This is a genomic window from Pseudoalteromonas sp. N1230-9 (assembly GCF_032716425.1).
Lineage (GTDB): Bacteria > Pseudomonadota > Gammaproteobacteria > Enterobacterales > Alteromonadaceae > Pseudoalteromonas.
On sequence record NZ_CP090419.1, the window covers coordinates 2,127,232 to 2,148,136 of the forward strand.

Consider the following 20,905-nt stretch of genomic DNA (forward strand, 5'->3'; position numbering starts at 1 on the left):
AAAAACTATTCGCTCAGCTACCTATATAAGCATAAAAAGTAACCTACAGGTTGCTTTACAGGCTTATTGAGAACAAAAACACTCACTCCACCTACCCTTTTATCCGAAGGTCAGCCTTTTATCTATTAGCCCTTAAAGCTCAGCGCCATAATTCTGACATTTAAGGTAAGTGTAGTGTGAGTATAGTCAAACTTAGCTTTTGTTTTTCGGCCAAGTCTAAAAGGTCAAATGGTAAGGTGACTAAAATTAGATTGGGGTATGCATAATCAAGTTCCTTATGATTTTGCTTAATGAAAATAAATTAACAAGAGTCCTAGATGTCTGGTTGTTCAGGGGAAGTCCGCCGCGACAAAGCCTTTATGGATGAAATCATTATTTTATTCTCTTTAAGTTTATTCATCTGTCACTTCATACCAACAATGCAACCGTATATGCAAAAAGGTTGGCAAGCAATGGGCTATAAAGGTGCGCCTTGGTACTTTGAGTTTGTGATTGAGGGTATTGCCGTTTCAACGCTTGGGTTAATGAGATTGTTTAGGGCGTTTTGAGGTGATCGCAGTAATAGTAAGAAAAGCGCTAGTTAAGAGCTAGCGCCTCAAGCTTTAATTATAGTAGCTCATATCTGATTATCTGATCTTACAGTTTTAATGAATAGGTTTAAATTTCATCTGACAGGCGGTTGTGGGCGAACAGCGGAAGTTCGTTCAAACACGTTTTTGGACAGAAGCGGCTTAGAGTTAGTGCTCTAAGCCATGCAGTTTGGATAAGTTTGGTTAGGGCAAAATCTGGCTAGCTACAGTCCATAAATTCGGTGGCTATTCAACGCTAGTGATTAGTCCATGTCGAATGAAGTCCTGTTTCGAGCTGCTGTTAGTGTATAAGTCTGCCATAATCCCTCCCATAATATCTTCTAAATCATGCCATTAAACTAAATGTGAATCTCTAGCTTGTATCAATGAAATACCAAAATATGCATATCATGATTGAGAGTCTGTTTACGTAACTATCTGATATGACACAGGCTAATCCACTGGTATCATATGCATCATAAAAATAAGGAATTGATCCAATGGCTGATGAAGTAAAAGACCTGTTTGTTGAAAAAATATTCAAGAACAAAATTAAACCGCCAACTAGAAATGACTTTAAGTTGGACAAGTGGAATCAAGAGTGGGCAAAAGTAGAAGCAGATGCATCAGAGCGAGACAAAAGAGTTTATAAAGCCGGTGTCATTATTGACAGCGTCTTAAGTGAAGTTCGTTCAACATTAGATGACTTATATCTAAAGGCTCCGAAAACATCTTATGAACGATTAATGCTGTCATATGTTGCTTATGCTAACAGAACAATTGCTGTTGCACTCAAATTGGCAAAACAGCAGAACATAACTAACACTCAATCAGTTCTATTAGACGCAAATATCACGGGTAACAAGCATGAGTTAGCAGAGTTAGCACATGGTGCTGTAGATGGTGCTCAACTTGCGATACGAAACTGTCTATATAATATTTCTAAAAGAAATAAATTAGAGGTTTCTGAAGCACCCCTAGATGAAATCAGTTTTGTGATGCAAGAATCTTGGTTATCCCAGTTGTACTGGACTTATACACACTTATGGCAATGTGTTATTTGGTCAGATTTTGATTTAGTCGGGATGGACAAAGAGCAGAAGTTCTTCTCAATTAAACAACCATCCTCGGCATATGAGCTTGCGTTTTTAAATAGCGCTAATCGAAAAGCTAGATTATCTGGTCATAGCACATTGATGGCTATGCAAGGCGTTAACAAAGCTAAGTTTCTTGACGATAAGTTCCCCGTGATTAGAAGACAGAATAAAAAACGGATAGCGTTAGTAATGTCCATTAAAGATGGTGGAGACGATCTCATTACGTGGAATACTCAATGGAGAATTAGAGAGTTTGATCTGCAATCTCACTATCCAGAAAAGTGGTTAACTGATGATTATGGAAAAGGCTTTTCTATATCCGAAGCACTTGAAGTAATGCGATCATTAATGCTTATGGCAAATGATGCTCAGCGTAAGTTTCCAGATGATGATAGTGTTTTCAACATAAACAAGTTGTGTCAGTTCTGTCCAACAGTGCAAGCGTTTTCTTTGAAGCGTGCGCTGACTGTCTCTACGGGTGTAGATGCACTAAAAGTTGAAAAGATCGTAGATTTCCTAACAATAAAACCATCACCAACTAGCGACCTATGGTGCCAACCATTAGTTAAAACTAGCAAAGGTAAGTACGCATTAATGACAAGCGCATTAGGTGCTCCATCAGTGTTTAGGCTTGTTGAGAGGTGGGCTGATGAGTTTGGCATTGATCTTCGTGAAAAAGGTTACACCTATGAAGAAACAATCATAGAAGAACTTAATGATGCTCTTGATAGTAATGAGTTTATCGACGACTACGACAAAGGGTTGTCGAGACGAATAAAACTAGGTGCGGGCAAAGAAGAAGAGTTTGATTTGTTGGCAAGAATTGACGACCTGATCATAGTAGGCGAGGCTAAGTCTATTGTTACAACAGATTCAGAAATTTCGAAGTATCGTACTTCAGAAATTTTGCAGCATGCTGGTGAACAAGTGATTAGGAAAACAGCGTTCTTACAAGACAACATTGAAGAGATTTTTGAACGTTTAGATTGGACTTACGATAAGAAAAAAGACTACAAATTTGCTCAGTGCATATTAAACAGTAGTAGCATTTTTGTAGGTCATCAGTTTGCAAATGTGCCAGTTGTCGATGAGCGTATTTTAAGAGCTTATTTCTTATCTAATAAGGTAAAACTAATGACAGTCTCGTCTGGAGTTGGTTTAAAAACAATAGCATGGTATAAGTTGTACGATAACTTAGATGATCTGAAAGCCAATCTGTCAAAATACTTGTCGAGTCCGCCCCAGCTCAATGATCCTAAAGATGCCTACGAGTATAACGATGTTGGATTTCCATACATAACGGAGGATTCATATAAATCAGCAAAGAGTTATCTGATACTTAAAGAATCGAATCCAATGTCCGTGATGGAGCGAGATCATAATTTTCCAGTAATTAAGTCGGATGATTATGAAGCTGAAATTGCTAAGATCAAAGTAGTGATGTAATTCGAGGTTTAATTTATGGAAAGTTTTGCAGACATAAACATTAACAACCAAGAGCTTTTATGTTGGAAAACTCTTACGACTAAAATAGTGGGACCGGGGCGAGTCTTGTCTTTTGCCTATCCATTAGATCATGTATGGCAAAACAATCAAAGAGAAAAAGGACAGGCATAAAATAATCTAACATATTTTTAATCCCTGACTCTTGGCTAAGCTTTGTTATCAAGTAGTGAGAGCTAAGGGGTCAGCCGCTTGCTTCACAATATGGGAAAAGCGTAGATCTGCTATTCGCTCTTTCTTGACTTGAAGATATTGCCAATATTTTAAAAGCGAGGGGTGACCCCTCGCCTACAAATCAAGGAACAGCTTTTCGCTCGATTGAGACCTTAACTCAAACGCACTTTGGGGCAAAAAAAAGTTAAATCCGAACGCCCTAAATAGCACAAGTGCAACTGTCAGATTTGATTGTGTTCTAACAATCGAACCTGACAGATCAAGTTAAGACTTATTCACTTTAATTTTGCGATTTTTCAATTTTAGAAATTAATGTATCAAGCACCATTAAATCATTAGCCTTTTCCATATATTCATCAAGCTGTTTAAGCTCCACTGTTTCTTTTTCAACTCTATCTTTAAGTGTGCTTTTTATTAATCTAAGCTCTAATTGTGAAAACATAATTATCCTACATCTTTATTTGGTACACCGATAAAACAAGGAATAGCCATCGAATCTAACTGATTTAGCTTTTCTAAATATTGAGTAGCCGGCATGTCATATAGAGACCTAATAGTAAAATGGTTCTTACCTAACGATCCCCCATCATCTAGCGACACATAGAGTCCTTGCGGCATTTTAGATTTAGCAGGTAGTTTCCACCACAGAGTGCCAAACTTGGGGTTTCTATAATTAAATAGTGACAAGCCGCCAGATTTACTATCTACAAAGTCAATATCATTTTTTTTATAAACTCTCACATCCCGAGTTTGTTCTTCCTATCTTGGTGGTGTAGTACAAATATAGTCAAACTTAGCTTTTGTTTTGCGGCCAAGTCTAAAAAGGTCAAATGATAAGGTGATATAATGCCACCTTACACTTAGGCTATCTCTGTGCGATAATGCTCACGGCTCTTGATTCTTGCCTAGCATATTTCAACGTTTGGTATCACTTAACTGCATTAAATTTTTTATACACACTTTGCAAAAGTTTATACACGATACTTTACACACTATGTAACCATTGCAAGAAACATGAAGAAAAAATAAGCAATATAAAAAAGACAAAAAGCGCGTAATTAAAGGGTTAAGAGACTACATGGCGAACCAGCAATACTACGAAAACCAACCAACAATCTACTGGCACGACTACGAGACTTTTGGGGCTAGCCCACAAAAAGATCGCCCAAGTCAGTTTGCAGGTATCCGCACTGATCTAGATTTAAATATTATTGGTGAACCGTTAATTGAATATTGCAAACCCGCAGCAGATTACTTACCGCATCCAGAAGCCTGTTTGATCACAGGTATCACGCCACAAATTGCAATGCAAAAAGGGCTGCCTGAAGCTGAGTTTATGGCAAAAATTCATACCGAGTTTAGCCAACCTAATACCTGTGTAGCGGGTTACAACAGTATTCGCTTTGATGATGAAGTAACACGTTATAGTCTATACCGTAACTTTTATGACCCTTACGAGCGAGAGTACAAAAATAATAACAGCCGCTGGGATATTATTGATTTAGTACGTGCATGTTACGCACTGCGCCCTGAAGGTATTGAATGGCCACTTAAAGAAGACGGCACGCCTAGTTTTAAACTTGAACATCTAACGGTTGCCAATGGCATAGAACATGCCGCAGCTCACGATGCATTGAGTGATGTAACAGCCACGATTGCGCTTGCGAAACTTATAAAAGAAAAACAGCCTAAGCTTTATCAGTTTTTCTTCAGCTTACGTTCTAAAAAAGCGCTGGCTGATTTAGTCGATGTATTTAACATGACACCACTAGTGCATACCTCATCACGCATCCCTGCAAGCCAAGGTTGCACTAGCTGGATTGCACCTATGAGCTTTCATCCGGTGAACAAAAACGCCATTATTTGCTTTAACTTAACTGAAGATCCACAGGTGTTATTAGATTTGTCGGTCGAGGAGTTACGCACTCGGCTTTATACCAAACACAGTGACCTTGGTGAAGACGAAGCACCGGTGGGCTTAAAGCTCGTACACCTAAATAAGTGCCCTATTCTTGCGCCAGCAAAAACCTTGTTACCTGAAAACGCAGCACGTTTAGGCATTGACCGTGAAAAGTGCCTACAAAACTTGGCTATCTTAAAAGCGAATACTGAACTTCGCGACAAAGTAACCGAGGTCTTTAATGAGCAGCGTGATTTTAGTGAAAACCAAAACCCTGACTACCAACTTTATGATGGCTTTACAAGCAATGCAGATAAAGCCAAGTTTGCCATTATTCGCGATGCAAGTCCCGAGCAATTAGCCTCGATGCAGCTTGATTTCGATGACAAAAAGTTTGCCACCTTACTATTTAGATACCGCGCTCGAAACTGGCCACAAACTCTTAGCCAAGATGAGCTGGCTGCATGGCGTCAATACTGTCAAAACAAGCTCATGCACGGTGAAGATAGCCCATCAATTAGTGCGCAAGATTTCATGATCACCCTTGAAAACCTTGCTCATGAAAATGATGATAACGAAAAAAATCTACATATTTTAAAAGCGTTGTACAATTACGCACAAAGCATGTAATAAAAAACGCGACATTTTGTCGCGTTTTTTATAAACAATATCACGTTACTTTTTATGTAACGCTTCAATACGTGCCAACAAGCTTGAGGTGTCGTAGCGGCCGCCACCTAACGCTTGTACATCAGCATAGTATTGATCAACCGTAGCTGTCATCGGCAAGGTTGCGCCATTTGCCTTTGCCTCATCAAGCGCGATGCCTAAATCTTTACGCATCCAATCAACAGCAAACCCAAATTCGTACTCACCCGCCCACATAGTTTTGTAGCGGTTTTCCATCTGCCATGAGCCTGCAGCACCTTTTGAAATAGTTTCGATCACTTTTTCACCATCAAGACCCGCTTGTTTAGCAAAGTGCAAACCTTCCGCTAAACCTTGTACCACACCTGCGATACAAATTTGATTAACCATTTTGCAAAGCTGACCAGAGCCTACTTCGCCTAATAATTGGCTAAAGCGGCTAAAAGCAGCCATAACAGGCTGAACAACATTAAAATCAGTCTCGTCACCACCAACCATCACAGTTAATACACCATTCTCGGCGCCCGCTTGGCCGCCAGAAACTGGCGCATCTAAAAATGCAACACCTTGTAGTTTCGCTTGAGTCGCCACTTCGCGGGCTACCTCGGCCGAAGTCGTTGTATGGTCAACTAAATAGCTTCCAGACTCCATGCCCGCAAGCACACCCTTGTCGCCATAAACAACTGACCGTAGGTCATCATCATTACCCACACACATAAATACAATTTCAGCGCCTTTTGCAGCTTCACTAGGCGTTTGAGCATATTGACCTTGATACTCTGAAGCCCACTTTTGCGCTTTTGCTGTAGTGCGATTGTAAACAGTCACGTTGTGACCTGCGTTGGCAAGGTGACCTGCCATAGGGTAACCCATTACACCTAATCCGATGAAGGCGACTTTCATTGACATAAAACTGACCTATTTGAGTGATAAATTAGTAACAATTTCATTATCTCAATCGAATAACTAAAAAGCGAATGAAAAAAAGTTCATTTAAACCGTTTAAAAACACACAGGTAAAACATGGATAGTATATATCGTTTCAATGCCCAGCTTACATCCGGTGAAAATTTCAGCCTTGAATCGTTAAAAGGAAGAACAGTACTTATCGTAAATACCGCCAGTAAATGTAACTTTTCAATGCAAATGGCCAGCCTTGAAAAACTCTATAATGAGTATCAAGGGCGCGGATTTACAGTGCTTGCTTTCGCCTGTAATCAGTTTGGTCATAACGAGCCGTTAGATGGGCAGGAGCTACAGACTTTCTACCAACAGCATTTTGATGTTAGCTTTCCTATTTTTAATAAAGTATTAGTCAATGGGCCTGAGGCGCATCCGTTATTTAATTATTTAAAATGCCATACCCGCGGAATTGCGCAAAACCGCGCAATTAAATGGAATTTCACCAAATTTCTTATAAACTCAGAGGGTCAACTTGTTGCGCGATATGCCCCGCGCACTAAACCTGAAGCCCTCAAAATGGTGATAGAGAGTAATTTAAATGATGAAACTGGCCTTATTCAGTGCGCAAAAATATGAACAACCGTTTTTTGAAAGGAATCTAACGGAATACGCTGAGTCGGTTTCGCTCAGTTATTTTGAGCAATCTCTCAACAGTGCCACAACACCTCTATGCCATGGTTTTGATGCAGTGTGCGTATTTGTAAACGACACTGTCGATAAAGATGTCATAGCCAATATGGCCACTTTAGGTATTAAAGCCATACTATTACGTTGTGCGGGTTTTAATAATGTTGATTTAGCAGCCGCCAAAGAGCACAACATCAAGGTTTGTCGTGTGCCCGCTTATAGCCCTGAGGCCGTTGCTGAGCATTGTGTAGCACTCATGCTAACACTCAACCGAAAAACCCATAAAGCCTTTAACCGAGTACGCGAAGGAAATTTTGATTTAAATGGCCTGCTGGGTTTTAACCTGTTTCAAAAAACCATCGGTATTATAGGTTGCGGTAAAATCGGCTTAGCATTAGTGAATATTTTAAATGGTTTCGGTGCAAAAGTGTTAGTGTGCGATCCTGTCGCTAAAAAAGGCGATTACACACTTTGCGACTTAGACACACTGCTCACGCAAAGTGATGTCATCTCCTTGCATTGCCCACTAAACGAACATACTCATCACTTAATTGATGCCAAGGCATTTGAAAAAATGAAAGACGGTGTCATGCTGATTAACACCTCTCGTGGTGCACTGCTCGATACACAAGCATGTATTCAAGCACTTAAGTCCAAAAAACTCGGTCACTTAGGACTTGATGTTTATGAGCAAGAGTCAGAGCTTTTCTTTAAAGATCACCGCGAAGAAATCATGCAGGATGACATTTTTTCTCGCTTGGTTAGTTTTCCAAACGTGCTTGTTACTGGGCACCAAGGTTTTTTCACTCAAGAAGCGCTTAGCGAAATTGCTTGCACAACATTACAAAGCGCCAACGAACTTAGCCAAGGTTTACCATTAACGAATGAGGTTCTTTAAGTAAAGAGTTAAGTTTTAAAAATAAAAAAGGCCTAGCTGTTTACTACTAGACCTTATTACTAATTATTGTTCGTTTAGTCTTTCGCTATTATCGAGCATTTTTACTGGTAATTGGTGTTTAACCAAGAAATCATAGAAACGCAAATCGTCAATTAGATCAGAAGAAGCAAGCTCGAAGTCTTGGTAAGTGTGATTTTTAAAACTAAACCTTACCGTATGTTCGAACCTTTTGGTTTGAGAGTAGAGAATTTCTGTCACTTCAGATATGTTTAATTTAACGCCTAATAACAGTAATTCGCCATCATCGATTGCCACCTCACCAGAGCTCTTAGGCTTTAGCATCCAATAATCTACAATCATAGAAATTATACAACACACAACGATAAAGCCGAGTTGCATCACAAATGGCTTTTCCGCAAACTCTGCCAAATAGTAAGCAAACATACCCCCAAATAATAGCCTATATAGGAGGCTGTTTAGCAGTTTGAAGCTCACTCTCTTCCTTTTTCTCATTAATGTTTGCAAAGCTTATCCTCCCTTATCAGCTCCTTTAATTTATATCCCTTTTAGCAAATAATGCGTTATTGTTTTTGCGATAACTCTTTAAGTGCATCTATAAAGTGTGTGTGATTGTATGAATAACTGCCGCCCTCTTCTGTAACTAGCGAAGGACCCTACTAAAATAATCTTATAACTTACAGTAAGTATTAATTTTTACTGCAACAACGCCACGTTCACAAATACCGCCGTCATCAATAACGGACACACAAAGCGAATGTACTGAGCAAACCAATAATGTGGGCCACTCGATACTTGATGCAATTTATTACCACGCTGCCATAACCAGCCAACAGTAATGAAATAAAATAGTCCCATCAAGGGTAATTGGTACTGCGTTAGTATCATAATCACTAAGCCAAATAACCAATCAAAATTAAGGATGATCAGCGATGAGGCAATAAACACCACTAAGGTAACAAATAAGGTTGCTTGTTTACGCTCAATACTGTGGTTTTCAACTAAAAATGCGACTGGAATTTCGGTTGATGAAATGGTTGAGGTCACCGATGCAATCGACATCAACACAAAAAATAATAAACCAACCACTAAGCCTACTTGCCCCATAGTGCTAAATAGCTCAGGTAAAATAGCAAAAATTAACTGTCCTTCGCCTACCAACTTACCGCCGCTAAACACTTCTACGCCGTTATGCTGGGCAACAAAAATAGCCGGAATAATCAATAAACCCGCTAAAAATGCCACACCCGTGTCAAGTAATGCAACGGTGCCAGTTAGTTTTGGTAATTTCGCATCAGGCTTTAAATATGAGCCGTATACCATCATACAGCCGACGCCTAGCGACAATGAAAAGAAAGCTTGCCCCATTGCTGCAATAATTAAGTTCGCATCGAGAATTTGGCTAAAGTCAGGCACTAAATAAGCAGCAAAACCATCCATTGCACCATCTAGGGTGCCTATGTAGCCAATTAAAGCCACTAGCAATACTAACAATAACGGCATTAAACGGCGTGACCAGGTTTCGATACCTGATTTAACCCCTTTTAAAATAATGCTCGCGGTTAGAATAAGCATCAATGGCGTAAACACAAAGTTGCGTGCCATTGAATCACTGTGTAAAAAATGACTTAACTCAGTCAGACCAAAAAAGTTGGCAATTGGCTCAAGTGCGTACGCGAGCATCCAACCTGCAACGATTGAATAAAAGCTCAGCATCACAACAGCACCAAACAGGCCTATGTAGCCGGCTGCGGCTCCCACTTTGGGTGCGGTGTCTTGCCATGCACTTGATAGCGCTTTGACTGGGTTTGCCTGCGCTTGGTGGCCTAAATACAACTCAGTATACAAAGCAGGAAGTGCTAATAAGAAAATAACGATAAAATAAACAAGTAAAAATGCACCGCCGCCATGGTTTGCCGCCTGCGTTGGGAACCCCCAAATATTACCTAAACCTACTGCCGCACCAGAAGCGGCAAGTACAAAACCAATACGACTTTGGAAGCCATCACGAACTTGTGCCATACATCTACATTTCTGTTATTATTTTTCCTCATTAAACCATAATTACAGTCAACTGCGTAAACAATTTGCGTTTGTTCGTGCCCATACAAGAGCATTTGCTGTAAAAATAAACAAATCTAATTGTAGGGTTTCGTAAAAGCCACAAACCATGAGCAGTCACTATTTTTCTAACACCTTAAAAATTGATTCGGCGCTAAGTTCAACTGATAAACAAGTTGTACTTATGGATGCTTCACGTATCGATATCAGCACCTTGCCCGTTGAAAAGTTACTCAGTGAATTCGAACTCAGTGTACTTACAAAACGCAAAATGCCAGCCGCTAAGCAAGAGTATATTGCCACGCGCTTAGTACTTAAGTATTTACTAAAACGCAGCATTCCTTTACTCAAAAATACACCACTTTGCGCAATTTCGAGCCAATTTGATGACGTAGACAACAAATTGAAGCTTCACTTTCCTGTAAGTGAACCAATTTGGGCCTGCTTATCACATTCCCGTGGTTTTATTGGTGCAGCACTAAACCCTGAGCAAAATCAATTTGGTTTTGATATAGAACACTGTTCGAAAACACGCCCTTTTGTGAAGCTCGCCAAACATTTTTACGATCACAATGAAGTTAATTTAATAAGTGGCTTTTGCGATATAAATGAGCAAGCTGGATGCTTTTTTAGGATTTGGACTCTGAAAGAAGCACTTGCCAAAGCAACATCGCAACCTATCGCTAAACTTTTGAGCCCAAATGTGTTTACTGAAATCGAAAAACATAACCTCACGGCCTCAAGTAACACACTGAATGATTTTGACATAAGCGTGGTGGCACAAAAAAGCACTGACTGGCAGTGCTCTTTTATTAACTTTAACGATTTATGCCGCGACTTGGCTTTCTAATAATCGACTATGAATAGCTTGAACAACAAGGTCAGACTCGCCCTGCTCCACCAAAAAGCACAGGTTATGTTTACTTGCACCATGACAAATTAAACGAATATTAAAATCACTCAATACTTGCATTAAGTTGGTCTCTTGCTGACGTAATTGAATCTCAGAGCCAATTAGAGCCACCAGCGTTAAGTTGTTTTCAACCGACACATGGCAAAACTCAGAAAGCTTATCTAAACAGGCTTGATCCAGCTCAGGGCGTGATGCATTCGGTGCGTTATCTAACGTGATTGCCACACTGATCTCTGAGGTAGTAACCAAATCAACTGAAATATTAAATTCACTTAAGATAGTAAATACACGCGCTAAGAAACCGCTCGCAAGGAGCATTTCTGGGCTTTTAACCGTTAAAAGAATTTGGTTTTTACGCTGTGTGACTGCTCGAATACCTGGCTGCTCTGACTTTTCTTTTTCAATCCATGTGCCGCCTAATTGTGGCTCACGGCTCGAACCAACAAACACACTAATATGACTACGGCTTGCCGGTAAAATAGTAGCTGGGTGAAGCACTTTTGCCCCAAAGGTAGCCATTTCAGCAGCTTCATCAAAGCTTAGCCTTGCAATAGGTGTAGCTTTTACACATAAACGCGGATCAGTACTGAAAATACCCACCACATCCGTCCAAATATGCACACTCTTTGCGTTGATTGCTTCTGCTAGTAATGCCGCACTGTAATCTGAACCACCACGACCTAAAGTCGTTGTTTGGTTATATTCATCACTGCCAATAAACCCTTGTGTTACTACAACTTGCTCAGCTAACAATGGCACTAAATGTTTTTTTGCAGCAGCAGCTGTTGCAGCAATGTTTGGTGTGGCTTTAGCGAATTGGCTATCTGTTTTTAATACTTTACGCACATCAAATCGCACAGCATCTAAACCCTGGCCACGCAACACTTGCGTAAATAAATACGATGATAAGCGCTCACCAAAACTGAGCAGCTCGTCTTGCTCTGCCGCTGATTTAACCCCTTCGGTAGCAAGCACCTGAAATGCCCTTAAAGTCTCATTAAAGCCATGAGCTAAATCGGCATCAAGCGATAGCTCAGCTAAAATACTCTCTTGAATAGCAATAACACCCGTGATGTGTTCATCGCGCTCAGCAGCGCTCAAATCACGTTTACACAATGCAACTAAATGGTTAGTAACGCCCGCACTGGCACTCACAGCAACAATACGTACTTGATCATCTGCACATACAATTTCTGCACAGCGGCTCATAGCATCAAAGTTAGCTACACTGGTGCCACCAAATTTTGCAACAACGTAATCTGATTTTATGTTGGCGGCTAATTGGGTATTCATGTCGTCTCCTTTTGTGGAAAACTATCCACAGTAATTCAAGAAGAACTCGGCAAGGGGGTGCTTTGAAAATAAAGAGTAGTCCATGCCAGAAGCTCTCCACCTAGTTTGGTGACAGTTTTGAGGATTCAGCCCCATAAACCGAAAAATAACCGTGACGTCCAGCTATTTTTCTCGGCGAGTACTTCCCTCATTAATGGTCATTGGCGTTCGTCACCTCACATTAATTACCTAAGTATCGCACCTCTTCTGAATGTTAAGTTAACACTTGGTTAAAATAACAAAGCCTGCTGTTAAAAGCAGGCTTTGAAAGTTATCGTTTAGACGTCTAGCTGTCAAGTGTTAAATAAAACTTCCCGCTAGGTGTGAGCCATAATAACCCGCTGTGTAGGCTATTAATAAATACAGCGACATTTTTAAGTAACTCATAAACGTTAATGCTTTGACTTTACTCATCGCAATAATACCCGCGGCAGACCCAATAATGAGCATTGAACCACCAACTCCTGTCGCATAGGTAAATGACAACCACTGCTGAGGGCTCATAACAATGTCGGCTTTGAGTAATGCAGCTGTTAGTGGCACGTTATCAACCGCAGCCGATAACAAGCCCATTAAGTAGTTCGCATACTCAGGAGCCATAAGCTCATATAAATGTGTAAATTGAGATAACACACCCACTTCTTTCAGTGCACCAACTAACAGTAATACCCCAACGAAGAACAACAGTGTGTCGTATTCAATCTCACGAATATAATCGATGATTTTTTTGTTTACGTCTTTTTTGCGCATCAAGAATTGCGCAACCAAAAACATCAGCGACAAACCAAATAAAAAGGTTAATAGCGGTGGCACACTATAAAGTACGCTCAAAGTTAAGGTGGCAATAATGGTCGAGAAAAAGATAACCGCAATGGTAATGTCGGTTTTTTCAATACGACGAGCCATTTGCTTTTCAAATACCACATTACCCGACATTCCTGCTGATAACATCACAGCCAGTAACGCAACGCTTGCAAGCGAAGGCACAATAAGTAATAACAAGTTACCAATAGTGACTTTTTCATCGAGGAAAATCATTAAGGTCGTTACATCACCTGTAATAAGCGATACCCCACCCGAGTTCACACTAAATACAATTAAGGTTGCGTATTTTATTAATTTTTTAGGGTCTAACTTCAGTGACATCACCACCGCAAGCGAGATCAAAGTTGCGGTTATATTGTCTGAAATCGATGAAAATAAAAACGCAAAACCACCAATCAAAAACATCAGCTTCCGTTCACTGATTTGATTTGGCATAATTTTATGCACAATATTTTGAATAAACCCTTTCGAGTTTAAATAAGCGACAAAGGTCATTGCAGCCATAAGAAATAACCACAACGTCGCTATTTCTAAAATATTATGATCAAGTTGATGTTGGATAGTTTCTGGGGTTTGCCCATGAATTGGAGAGATAAACAAGATAATCCAGCATAAAGTGCCAAAAAAAAGCGTCGTTTTGGCCTTGTTTACATGGATAATATCCTCTATAACGATAAGCAAAAATGCCACCGCTATCAGGGTTAGGATAAGTGGGGTTACCATGGTGTTTGAACAACCTTTATAATAATGTAAAAATTGTAATTCGAGTGTTTCGGCGCGGATTCTAGCAGTATCTAAGTCATAAAACTATTCTCAATTAGATAAATTACTACTAAACGCTAACACCAAAATTTTGATTTACTGGAGCCATATGATCCCAGCTAAAAAGTTATTAAATACCCTTACAGAGCATTGGGGGGTGTTAGAACTATTATTTAAACGTTTTAAGATGGCTGATTTCAGCTTAAAAGACGTACAAAATGCGATAAAACAAAAACAGCCAAGCTGGTCAAATGAACGTATTTATAAAGAAACAAATCGTTTATTGAATCAAGATATCATTATTCCTCTTGCGAAGTCGTCACAATTAGAAATCAACCGTGCTATCGCTGATTTTGCGACCTTTTTATTGCAAGAAGAACACCTAGGTCTTGCCCAAGAAATCAGCGTGTTAGTTGATGACTTAGCGCGCCTAGGCAACCGCCTTGCCAAAGCGGGTGAAATTGAAGATTACGACGAGCTTCGCCGTTTCAGCCGGATTATGGATGATCGGGTACGCAAAATAATGAAATTGTTTGCCCACAATGAAAACGCGATATTAAACATTGTTGAGCAAGCGAAAGCAGACAACGCCGTGCAATCTTTGCAAAAACGCTATCAAGCAGTGATTGAAGCGTTTGATGAGTACATTGAACCTATGCTTGAAATGGTAGATATTCGTGGTGACTTCCACGCGTGCTTTAACACCATCGAAGCGCAAATTAGCGCGCAAATCGAGCAAATTGATCGTCTTGGTAAGTCATATCAAGACAAGCGCATGCTTGAGCAATTACGTACCCGTATTTTAGAAATGCATTTAGTTGGTCGTGAAAGTTTACGTAAAAGCGCCGATATGTTGATGCCACTGCGTGAAGAGTTACGCCGCAATAATCTAATTACGCGTCAAGCAGCTAAAGTGCTTGGTTTAGTGCGTAAAAATGGCGTCGATAACATGTTAAGTGCAGTACAGCCTAACTTTGTCTCAGACGCGCAACGCTTTTCACTTGGTCAGCAACGTCATATCGTGGCCTATATGGCAGGCTTAGTTGACTTTGAACACGATGAATATCAACTACCAGAACATGATGATGTGCCTGCCTATCAAAGCCCGCATATTCCTGATTACAACGACGTTAAAACACAATTTAAAAAACGCTTTAAAAAAGCCAGCAAAAAAGCTCAGCCGCTGCTTAGTTTCTTAGATGAAAGCTACCCAGATTTAGAAGCTGACGAAATGCTGTTCTTGTATCAAAAATTAATTAGCGATGGCGACCTTGAAATTAGCCAAAGCCAAGAGAAAGTAAAAATAAAAATTGCCCAGCAACACTTCTCTCTTTACCCATTTAACTCATCGATTGCTGACGATCAAAAAGCAACAGAGCAATAACCATGACAGATATTAATTTAGATGATTTAACACATCTGCAAGCTATTAATAAAAAGCTCACATCAGGCTACCACATTAGCGAACAAGACACGCTGATGTGGCAAGAGCTTGATCAACACATTGATGCTTATCGCGCGTTATTTAATGCCCTTGGCCATGACTTACAACACGATAGCCGTGGCTTTTACTATTTTGGCAGCGACGAAAGCACCCCAAACATGGGGAAAATTTCGCGTGCTATCGCACTAACTATCTACATCTTGATTGAGCACTATGCCAATACCGGTAAAGATCCAATGCGTGCCTTGTTTGACGAGGTAAACGACCTTGAACTAATGCAAACCTTAGTGCAAATCAACAAGCACTTGTTTGATCAATTAGAAATCTTCTCAGGCTCAGATTTACGTAAAGACGTGTACCTTCGCATGGTGCGTTTAGGCCTTGCTCGCGAAGTAGAAAACGGCTTTATGCTGCAAGCACCCATTTATCGTTATATCGATGCATTAATGGAAGTAAACGAAGAAACCTACCTAGGAGAGGACGAATAATGCAAAGCCAAAGCCTTTACGGACTCAGCAAACTTGCACTTTTAAATACCGCTGGCTATGCAAAATGCGTGATCCCTTTGGATAAAAGCAGCTCAATTTGTGCACCCAACAATACCGGTAAAAGCTCGGTAATTAATGCCCTGCAATTTCCACTGATCAATGATTTACGTCTAACAGAATGGGATGGCCACGATTTAGACGAAACCCGAAAATTCTACTTTTCGTCAGATCAATCCTATATTTTACTCGAAGCCGATTTACCAAACGGCCCAGTGGTGATTGGTGTTGCTGGCCTTGGTAAAATTGCTGGTTACGCGCATCAGTTTTTTTGCTATCAAGGTAAGTTGAACCTTGAGCACTACACCCAAGGCAAAACCATTGTAAAATTCACCAAGCTTTTTAATCACTTAAAAGACCAAGGTTTCAATCCAATTGAATTAAAAGCGCAAGAGCTAAACGCCCTACTCACTGGCGGCGCAACCCCGTTTGATGGCGATATCAACTTAAAGATGATCCCGCTTAACAACGTGCAAGATTCAGCGATTTATAAAGAAATTTTTCGCCGTATCCTTAACTTGCATAAGTTAGGTGCCAGTGATGTTAAACGCTTTATGTTGCGTGTATTTGAGCGTCATATGTCAAACTCACGGGTCGATTTTTATGAAGTGTGGCGACGTTCATTTGATAAAGTGAATCGCGCCAAACGTGAATTAAAAGCCCTTGAGTCAATGCAAGAGCCAATCGCAGCTCTTGAATCTATGCTTGAAAACCAAACAGTTTTAAAAGGTAAGCTTGCTGCCTATGCGCCAAAAATTGACCAAGCACTGATTGACTTTGAAACCTATCAACAAGAGCAACTCACTGAGCTAAATATTGCCCTTGAAGATATCGAACACGAAAAGCACGAGTTCGACCAAAAGCAACAGCTGTATATTCAGCAATCGCGTGATATTGAGCGTAAACAAACTCAAATTGAACAATGGTTTTTAGACTATCGAGCGCTTAAATCTGAGTTTGAACTAGTTAACAAGGCCACTTTAAAAGTAAGCCTTACGCAGCTTAAGCAAGATTATGAATCGCTATCGCATTCGTTAAGCAGTGCCCAAGGTCAAAGCTTGCACACGCTAGATTACCGTATTAGCGAAACACAAAAGCAAATTAAGAGCTTAAAACTGCAGCTGAAGAACCTCGAGTTCAATTTATTCACCCGTATGCGTGAAGATTTGTCTTTAAAAGAAGTGGAAGAAATTTCGCGTATTCTAAACCCTGATATCTTATCATTTGCCACCACCAGCAATGGTGATGTTGATATCACAGACGAAGATGCCTTTGGTGAGTTTTTAGAGCTGTTATCAGCAAACGTGAAAGGCGGAGTACTGACTCTTCCTGGCGCAAGCATTAAACTGAAAAAACTAAGTCCTGTGCAAATGCAAACGGGCGAAAATAAAGAGCAACTAACCGCGCAACTCGCTGCACTTGAAAATTCATTAAAAGAGTTTAAACAACAGCGCGAAGTGGCTGCTAATGTCGCCGAAAAGCAAAAAGAAAAAGATGCCTTATATGATGAACTAATGGCCTCTGAAGAAGCATTAAAACGCTTTGAACAATTTGAAGTGATGCAGCAATCTGTGGATGCGCAAACTTTGCTAAAAGAGCAATTAAATGCAGAGCGCGAACAAGTTGACGACTACCTGCAAGACATTCAAAAGAACAGTGGCTCAATTAGCGACCGTCGTTCAATTATCAAATCGAAAAAAGATTTGCTTGCGCGCCAAGCTGACCGTTTACGTCAAGTTAAATCTGAACGTATTGATCACACGCTTGATTTTTACTCTGGCAAAGTGACTCCATACATGATTGAAATCAGTATTGATTTTGATAACTTAAGCGATCTCATCCATCACTTTAACAAGGACTGCCAAGAGCTACGAAACTTTGATATCAACGTACGTAACACCTACATGCATATTTACAATGCGGGTATTACTAAATTTGATAACGAAAACGATGAGTTTACTAAATACGAAAAGCTTATTAGCGCGTTTCATAACATTGATAACGAGCGTGATGCCGTTGAGCGTCAAGGCCGCGTTGCGTTAACCGAAGTCGCCGCCACCATTAAAGGCTTGCGCGAAGACTTAGACCGCCTACGCCGCGAAATGAATAGCTTTAATAAAGGGATTAGCCAGCACCGAATCTCTAACCTTCAAGCATTCAAAATTAATGTTATTCCGCGCAAGATGCTGGTTGATAGTATTGATACCATTATCAGTACCTCAAATCAGTTTGAGCAAGGCGATACCCTCGATTTATTAAGCCAAGAGCCTTATAGCGAATCTGCGGTAAACGAAGCAAAAGATCATTTAATTAAGCTTGCTTCAGAAAAAGCCGGTTTAACACTGACCGACTTATTCGATATTCGTTTTGAAGTGGTGAATCGTGCTGGTGACACTGAGCACTTCGAAAAAATCGATTCAGCAGGTTCTAACGGTACACGTATCACTATTAAACTATTATGCGGCATGCTATTCATTCGCTATCTATTAAGTGATCAAGAACAAAACCTGTATCGTATTCCTATTTATATTGATGAAGCGGCAGATATCGACCCACAAAACCAAAAAGCAATTATCGAAACGGCTCTGAGCTTTGGTTTTGTGCCTATTTTTGCTTCTGTTAAACCACAAGTAAGTTGCGACTACATTGTACCTATTCGTACAGTAAAAGATGGCGCACAAAACTGGGTAGACGAAAAAGACTGGATCGAAGTAGAACACAGTACTTAATACAACATGTCATGGATGACTGTATTTACAATCAATTACAGTACTTTTTTTGAAATGTGCCATAGTAAATAAATAATCATTCAGTTGAATTATTTTTGTGTTATGTTATCAAATAAGTAGTGGAAATTTTGCCAAGGAGCAAACAGTATGAAAAACTTATTAATCGCCACGGCTGTATTACTTTTAGCGGCTTGTGCCAAAACCCCTGATTGGGATTACGACAAATCAGCAGACTTTAGCAACTATCAAACTTTCTCTTGGGTTCCTAACGCGAGCCTAACTAAGAATGTTGCAAACTACCAAATTAGCCCGTTAATGGAAAAACGTGTACGTGAAGCCGTTAATGCTGAGCTTGAAAAAAACGGTATGAAACTTGTTGATATGGCACAAGCAGATGTACTTATTAACTACCATGCATCGGTTGATAAAAAAATCGACGTTGATACCTTTAATGTCGGTTACGGCGCACGCTGGAACTATTGGGGCATGGGTTACAACACGCAAACAACTACTCGCGAATATGAAGTAGGCACACTGATTTTAGACGTGGTAGACCGCGCTTCTAACCAACTAGTTTGGCGTGGTGCAAAAGAAGGTCGTTTGCAAAAAAACCAAACACCTGAAAAACGCACTGAGATAATTAAAGAGACAGTTGCTAATATTCTAAGTAACTTCCCGCCAAAACCTCAGCAGTAAAGTGTTAACACATCGTTTAAAAGCTCACAAATTGTGAGCTTTTTTATATATACGGCAAGCTTAACAACGGTTTGAGCTTGAAAAACAACCAGATTTAAAATAATAAATTTTCAAATAGTTCTAACTATGATAGATTTGATATAGGTATTTAAAGGATTAAAATAAGCTAATTGAAGGATTAAGCTATGCCAAACAATTCATCTTTCGAACTAAAAGTTAAAAAACTTTTTCCTAACCAAGTTCTTCAAGAAATGTATGCTTCTCTCGATTCTGACCCTGAATTTAGACATGCTGGTATTATTTTTGAAGCAGAGAAGGACCGCTTCTCTAAGCTTTCTGTAAACCCAGCTAGTTTGATGCTCGATCCGAAAAGTCATTATGACAAGAAAATACTGAGGGTAAGTTGCAGAGCAGATAGGAAAAATATTTATATTCGCGAGTTCCTTTATCCAAAGCAAATGAAACTAGATAAGAAAATTGACAGTATTAATTCCTCACTATGGAATGAGTCTTTAAGCACAGGTATTTCTTGTATTGGAGCGGCTTCAGGTTGGGTTTTGGTTATCACTGAAATGGGGGCTGGTACCGTAACAGTTGGCGCTACTTGGGCTGCAATTCCGTTGACACTAACAGCAACTACTGCAGCAACTTTTCAGTGTGGAGTTGGTACAGGCCGCATTTTAAATCACTTAACTGGTAATGCTGAATACAACCAATGGCTAGATGCATCCCCCACTTTTTCAACTTTAATGCTTACTCTAGATATTGTTCAAGTTGCGGATCTGAGTAAAGCTGGCTTAGAAGCTGGTTCTTTGTTAGTTAAATTTAAAAAAAATAAGGCTCTTGGGCAAAATCAGTTATTGAAAATGTATAAAGGTATGACTCGAGAAAACCGTAAGAAACTTGCTGTCGAAATTTTAAAACTCAAAAACCCTCAATTAGCTAATAACCAAAAATTACTTCAAAAAGTTATACGTGGGCAAGTGCTGTTAGATGATGGAACACGAGCTACAAAAGTATATACTCAAGCACAAGTACAAAGGTTAATTAGAAGCTCATTCTACAAAGCATTTGTTAATAAGTCATCACTAGCTACGGGAGCAGGAGCTGCAGCTACGTTATATGGAAGTGCCCGCAACTTACCTGATAACACAAAAAAAACAGCAAGTTTCGTTATTGGCATTGCTACACTTTAGAGTTT

18 protein-coding genes, 1 pseudogene and 1 riboswitch are annotated in these 20,905 nt (G+C 39.9%); of the genes and pseudogenes, 12 read left to right on the forward strand and 7 right to left on the reverse strand.

Annotated elements, in window-relative coordinates; translation table 11 throughout:
- Window positions 1-344 precede the first annotated feature (344 nt).
- The 3 genes and pseudogenes from LY624_RS09965 to LY624_RS09975 all read left to right on the forward strand — a co-directional run.
- Window positions 345-548, forward strand: a pseudogene (locus tag LY624_RS09965) (hypothetical protein); the annotation flags it as partial.
- A 521-nt stretch (window positions 549-1,069) separates the two neighbouring features.
- Window positions 1,070-3,112, forward strand: coding sequence for a hypothetical protein (locus tag LY624_RS09970; protein WP_341802888.1), 2,043 nt, complete (start codon window positions 1,070-1,072; stop codon window positions 3,110-3,112).
- Between the two features lie 15 nt (window positions 3,113-3,127).
- Window positions 3,128-3,283 (forward strand): hypothetical protein, encoded by a 156-nt coding sequence (locus LY624_RS09975; RefSeq protein WP_341802889.1) that lies wholly within the window; start codon window positions 3,128-3,130, stop codon window positions 3,281-3,283.
- A 340-nt stretch (window positions 3,284-3,623) separates the two neighbouring features.
- Here LY624_RS09975 and LY624_RS09980 read toward each other — a convergent pair whose 3' ends face one another.
- Both LY624_RS09980 and LY624_RS09985 read right to left on the reverse strand, forming a co-directional pair.
- Window positions 3,624-3,785: a hypothetical protein gene (locus tag LY624_RS09980; protein WP_341802890.1), complete on the reverse strand. Its 162-nt coding sequence runs from the start codon at window positions 3,783-3,785 to the stop codon at window positions 3,624-3,626.
- A 2-nt stretch (window positions 3,786-3,787) separates the two neighbouring features.
- Window positions 3,788-4,084, reverse strand: coding sequence for a hypothetical protein (locus tag LY624_RS09985; RefSeq protein WP_165381463.1), 297 nt, complete (start codon window positions 4,082-4,084; stop codon window positions 3,788-3,790).
- A 337-nt stretch (window positions 4,085-4,421) separates the two neighbouring features.
- Between LY624_RS09985 and sbcB the strand changes: the two genes are divergently transcribed.
- On the forward strand, window positions 4,422-5,873 hold the full coding sequence (gene sbcB / locus LY624_RS09990; RefSeq protein WP_130150128.1) for an exodeoxyribonuclease I: 1,452 nt from the start codon (window positions 4,422-4,424) through the stop codon (window positions 5,871-5,873).
- A gap of 45 nt (window positions 5,874-5,918) precedes the next feature.
- Here the strand turns inward: sbcB and LY624_RS09995 are convergent, their stop codons facing one another.
- On the reverse strand, window positions 5,919-6,800 hold the full coding sequence (locus LY624_RS09995) for an NAD(P)-dependent oxidoreductase (protein ID WP_062569339.1): 882 nt from the start codon (window positions 6,798-6,800) through the stop codon (window positions 5,919-5,921).
- Window positions 6,801-6,914: 114 nt separating this feature from the next.
- On the opposite strand from LY624_RS09995, the gene LY624_RS10000 reads away from it, so the two are divergent.
- Both LY624_RS10000 and LY624_RS10005 read left to right on the forward strand, forming a co-directional pair.
- A complete protein-coding gene (locus tag LY624_RS10000; RefSeq protein WP_130150129.1) occupies window positions 6,915-7,430 on the forward strand; it encodes a glutathione peroxidase in 516 nt (171 codons plus the stop codon).
- Window positions 7,396-8,379, forward strand: a complete 984-nt coding sequence (locus tag LY624_RS10005; RefSeq protein ID WP_130150175.1) for a 2-hydroxyacid dehydrogenase — start codon at window positions 7,396-7,398, stop codon at window positions 8,377-8,379. Before LY624_RS10000 ends, LY624_RS10005 begins: the two co-directional genes overlap by 35 nt.
- A 63-nt stretch (window positions 8,380-8,442) precedes the next feature.
- Here LY624_RS10005 and LY624_RS10010 read toward each other — a convergent pair whose 3' ends face one another.
- Entirely contained in the window at window positions 8,443-8,874 is a 432-nt protein-coding gene (locus LY624_RS10010; RefSeq protein WP_237118347.1) for a hypothetical protein, read from the reverse strand.
- Between the two features lie 219 nt (window positions 8,875-9,093).
- Window positions 9,094-10,419 (reverse strand): sodium-dependent transporter, encoded by a 1,326-nt coding sequence (locus tag LY624_RS10015; RefSeq protein ID WP_341802891.1) that lies wholly within the window; start codon window positions 10,417-10,419, stop codon window positions 9,094-9,096.
- Window positions 10,420-10,567: 148 nt separating this feature from the next.
- Between LY624_RS10015 and LY624_RS10020 the strand changes: the two genes are divergently transcribed.
- Window positions 10,568-11,308 carry a 4'-phosphopantetheinyl transferase family protein gene (locus LY624_RS10020; RefSeq protein WP_130150132.1) on the forward strand — a complete coding sequence of 247 codons (741 nt, stop codon included), beginning with the start codon at window positions 10,568-10,570 and terminating at the stop codon, window positions 11,306-11,308.
- On the opposite strand, the gene lysC is transcribed toward LY624_RS10020, so the two are convergent.
- Both lysC and nhaD read right to left on the reverse strand, forming a co-directional pair.
- Entirely contained in the window at window positions 11,285-12,664 is a 1,380-nt protein-coding gene (gene lysC, locus LY624_RS10025) for a lysine-sensitive aspartokinase 3 (protein ID WP_130150133.1), read from the reverse strand. The two genes, LY624_RS10020 and lysC, sit on opposite strands and share 24 nt — an antisense overlap.
- Before the next feature lie 81 nt (window positions 12,665-12,745).
- Window positions 12,746-12,918: riboswitch (Lysine riboswitch) on the reverse strand.
- Window positions 12,919-13,003: 85 nt separating this feature from the next.
- The gene (gene nhaD, locus LY624_RS10030; protein WP_062569345.1) at window positions 13,004-14,251 is read right to left on the reverse strand and encodes a sodium:proton antiporter NhaD; all 1,248 of its coding nucleotides are present in this window, start codon (window positions 14,249-14,251) and stop codon (window positions 13,004-13,006) included.
- Window positions 14,252-14,399: 148 nt separating this feature from the next.
- Here nhaD and LY624_RS10035 point away from each other — a divergent pair, with 148 nt between their 5' ends.
- The 5 genes from LY624_RS10035 to LY624_RS10055 all read left to right on the forward strand — a co-directional run bounded on the left by LY624_RS10035 (window position 14,400) and on the right by LY624_RS10055 (window position 20,900).
- The gene (locus tag LY624_RS10035) at window positions 14,400-15,674 is read left to right on the forward strand and encodes a hypothetical protein (RefSeq protein WP_130150135.1); all 1,275 of its coding nucleotides are present in this window, start codon (window positions 14,400-14,402) and stop codon (window positions 15,672-15,674) included.
- A 2-nt stretch (window positions 15,675-15,676) separates the two neighbouring features.
- Window positions 15,677-16,222 (forward strand): condensin complex protein MksE, encoded by a 546-nt coding sequence (locus LY624_RS10040; protein WP_062569347.1) that lies wholly within the window; start codon window positions 15,677-15,679, stop codon window positions 16,220-16,222.
- Window positions 16,222-19,008 carry an ATPase gene (locus LY624_RS10045; RefSeq protein ID WP_130150136.1) on the forward strand — a complete coding sequence of 929 codons (2,787 nt, stop codon included), beginning with the start codon at window positions 16,222-16,224 and terminating at the stop codon, window positions 19,006-19,008. Before LY624_RS10040 ends, LY624_RS10045 begins: the two co-directional genes overlap by 1 nt.
- A gap of 147 nt (window positions 19,009-19,155) precedes the next feature.
- On the forward strand, window positions 19,156-19,704 hold the full coding sequence (locus tag LY624_RS10050) for a DUF4136 domain-containing protein (RefSeq protein WP_130150137.1): 549 nt from the start codon (window positions 19,156-19,158) through the stop codon (window positions 19,702-19,704).
- Window positions 19,705-19,889: 185 nt separating this feature from the next.
- Complete coding sequence (locus tag LY624_RS10055; protein WP_341802892.1) at window positions 19,890-20,900, forward strand: hypothetical protein; 1,011 nt, start codon at window positions 19,890-19,892, stop codon at window positions 20,898-20,900.
- The last annotated feature ends 5 nt before the right edge of the window (window positions 20,901-20,905 follow it).